The sequence below is a fragment of the Pantoea sp. GM01 genome (assembly GCF_000282675.1).
Classification (GTDB): Bacteria; Pseudomonadota; Gammaproteobacteria; order Enterobacterales; family Enterobacteriaceae; genus Pantoea; species Pantoea nemavictus.
In genome coordinates, this window is record NZ_AKIU01000011.1 from 1 (window position 1) to 3677 (window position 3677).

The 3677-nt window shown below is 63.5% G+C and carries 2 protein-coding genes; both read left to right on the top strand.

Annotated elements, in window-relative coordinates; all coding sequences use genetic code 11:
* The coding region (tssH, locus tag PMI17_RS03725) for a type VI secretion system ATPase TssH (RefSeq protein WP_007886256.1) at nt 1–2469 on the top strand (2469 nt) is incomplete at its 5' end.
* Nucleotides 2462–3677 (top strand): type VI secretion system Vgr family protein (locus PMI17_RS03730; RefSeq protein ID WP_007886258.1); only part of this gene is annotated, 1216 nt, incomplete at its 3' end. The genes tssH and PMI17_RS03730, both read left to right, overlap by 8 nt.

The window sequence follows — 3677 nt, forward strand, 5'->3', positions numbered from 1 at the left end:
GACATCACCGTCATCGCGCGCCGCTACGAGTGGGATATGGACGCCATCTGGCAGGATTTGCTGGCGTTTCTCGACCGCCAGCCGCGCGCGGTGCGCGGACGTCCGCAGCTTTCCACTCCATTAGAAGCGCTGTTAAAACAGGCGTGGCTGATGGCGTCAGCATCTGATAACAACCCGCAAATCCGCAGCATCCATCTGCTGATGGCGCTGGCCGAACAGCCGTCGCTGGTGCGCTGCGAAGGGCTGTGGCCGCTGCTGAGTCTACGCATGAGCCAGCTTGAGCGTTTAAAGCCGATGCTCGAAGCGCAGTCTGAGGAGCGTGCGGAAGCGGAACAGCTGGAGATGCCCGTCAGCAGCCTCGAACAAACCGCGGCACGTGAAACCAATATCCCAACCACCGAAGCCCTTGCCCGCTTCACCCGCGACGTCACCGCTGACGCGCGGAGCGGTAAAATCGACCCGGTTTTTGGCCGCGACAACGAAATCCGTCAGATGGTCGATATCCTGTCGCGTCGCCGCAAAAACAACCCGATTCTGGTCGGCGAGCCGGGCGTGGGTAAAACCGCGCTGGTGGAAGGGCTGGCGCTGCGCATTGTTGAAGGTAACGTGCCGGACAGCCTCAAGCCGGTCAGCGTGCATACGCTGGATCTCGGTATGCTGCAGGCGGGCGCGGGCGTGAAGGGCGAGTTCGAGCAGCGCCTGAAAAACATCATCACCGAGGTACAGAGCGCACCGCATCCTGTGCTGCTGTTTATCGACGAGGCGCACACCATCATCGGCGCGGGCAACGCAGCGGGCGGCGCGGATGCGGCCAACCTGCTGAAGCCGGCGCTGGCGCGCGGCGAGCTGCGCACCATCGCGGCCACCACCTGGAGCGAGTACAAACAGTATTTCGAGAAGGACGCCGCACTGGAGCGCCGCTTCCAGATGGTGAAAGTCGACGAGCCGGATGACGATACCGCCTGCCTGATGCTGCGCGGCCTGAAATCCCGCTACGCCGAACATCACGGCGTGCACATCACCGACGCGGCGGTGCGCGCCGCCGTCACCCTGTCGCGCCGCTACCTCACCGGACGCCAGCTGCCGGACAAGGCGGTTGACCTGCTCGACACTGCCGCCGCGCGTGTGCGCATGAGCCAGGACACCACGCCGGAGGCCATTACCCGCTTAAGGGCGAAACTTGATGCGCTGAACATTGAGCAGCGCGCCATTCTCGACGATGAAGCGCTCGGCGGCGCCATCCCGCAGGAGCGACTGGCCGACATCGCGACGCAGATTGCGTTCACTGATGAAGAGCTGGAGGCGCTGGAGCAGCGCTACGGCATCGTGCAGTCGCTGATGCAGCAGCTGCTGGAAGGCCGTAAAGACGCCAGCCAGCGCGGCGCTATCGCACAGCTCCAGACCGACCTCGACGCGCTGCAGCCCGGCGAGCCGCTGCTCACCGCCGACGTTGACGCGCGCATCGTGGCGGGCGTGATTGCCGACTGGACCGGCGTGCCGCTCTCCTCATTGATGAAGGATGAGCAGGCGGAACTGCTGGCGCTGGAAAACCAGCTCGCCACCCGCGTGGTCGGTCAGGATGCGGCGCTCAGCGCCATCGCGCAGCGCCTGCGCGCCGCCAAAACCGGACTCACTTCGGAAAACGGCCCGCAGGGCGTGTTCCTGCTGGTCGGTACCAGCGGCACCGGCAAAACCGAAACCGCGCTGGCGCTGGCCGATTTGCTGTACGGCGGCCAGAAGTCGTTAATCACCATCAACCTCAGCGAATACCAGGAAGCGCACACCGTTTCCCAGCTGAAAGGCTCGCCGCCGGGCTACGTCGGCTACGGCCAGGGCGGCATCCTTACCGAAGCGGTGCGCAAGCGTCCGTACAGCGTGGTGCTGCTCGACGAGGTGGAAAAGGCGCACCGCGACGTCATCAACCTGTTTTATCAGGTGTTTGACCGTGGCTTTATGCGCGACGGCGAAGGGCGCGAAATCGACTTCCGCAACACGGTAATCCTGATGACCTCGAACCTCGGCAGCGATGCGCTGATGCAGCTGCTGGACGAAACGCCGGACGCTACCGAATCCGACCTGCAGGAGTGCCTGCGCCCGATCCTGCGCGACCACTTCCAGCCCGCGCTGCTGGCGCGCTTCCAGACGGTGATTTACCGTCCGCTGGCGCGCGAGGCAATGCGCATCATCGTGGAAATGAAGCTGAAGCAGGTCAGCCAGCGGCTGCAACGCCATTACGGCATCCGCACCACCATCGGCGAAGGTCTGTACGACATGCTCACCGACGCCTGTCTGCTACCAGACACCGGCGCGCGCAACGTCGACAGCCTGCTTAATCAGCAGATTTTGCCGGTGCTGAGCCAGCAAATTCTCAGTCATCGTGCGGCGGGCAATCATCCACAGCATCTGCTGATGGACTGCATGGAAGAAGAGGGCATCGTGCTGGCGTTTGATGAGGTGAATCATGAGTGATGAAGTCATTTCCCTGGTGAAAAAGGCGGCGCAAACGCTGGGCCATTCGCGCTACCTGATGCAGGTGCACGGCTGCGACGAGACGCTGGACGTGCTGAAGTTTCAGGCCGAAGAGGCGCTGAGCGAAACGTGGCGCTATGACGTCATAGTGACCTGCGAAAACGCGGACATCATCTGCGAGGCGCTGCTGATGAAGCCGGCCTCGTTCACTTTCCAGGTGCCGATGTTCACCGGCGCGCCTGCCACGCCGGTACGCACAGTGTTTGGCGTGGTGCAGACGTTTCGCCGCATCTCAACGTCGAAGGATGAAGCCCGCTACGCGCTGACGCTGGTACCGCGTCTGGCGATGCTCGGCCACACGCACCGCAGCGAAATCTATCTCAACCAGTCGGTGCCTGAAGTGGTTGAACAGGTGCTGCGCTCGCACGGCTTCGAAGGCCCGGACTTTGATTTCAGCCTGTCGCGCGAGTATCCGCAGCGCGAGCTTATCACCCAGTGGCGCGAAACCGACCTGGCGTTCATCCAGCGCCTGCTGGCCGAGGTGGGGATTTTCTGGCGCTTCGACATGGACGCGCGCCTCGAGCAGGACGTGGTGATATTCCACGATTCGCAGCAGCACTATCAGTTCGGCACCTCGCTGCCGCTGCGCCCGGCGTCGGGTCTGAGCAACACCGGTCAGGAGTGCATTCTTGATATACAAACCGGCCGCAACGTGGTGACCGGCAGCGTCAGCACCCGCGACTACAACTACCGCGAGGCGCTGGTGCCGCAGGATAGTACACAAAGCATCAGCAGCGCCGAAGGCATCACCACCGGCGAAGCGTACCGCTACGCCGAGCCGTTTCTGTCGGAAGGTGACGCCGGCAGCGTGGAGTCCGGCGCGTTCTTCGCCCGCCTGCATCATGAGCGTCTGCTCTGCGGTCAGCTGCAGGCCAGCGGCATCACTAACCGCGCGCAGCTGACGCCGGGTCAGGTGCTGGAAAGCCACAGCGCGCTGCCGGACGGACTGCAGGACGGCGTGCTGATTACCCGTGTGCGCAGCCACGGCTCGCGCAGCAGCAGCTTCATTCTGGCGTTTGACGGCATGGCGTACAGCGAAACCGTCTGCTGGCGTCCGGCGCTGCTGCGCCGTCCGGTGATTGCCGGCACGCTGCCCGCGCGCGTGGAAAGCACTGAAAAGAACGATACCTACGCGTGTCTGGACAGCA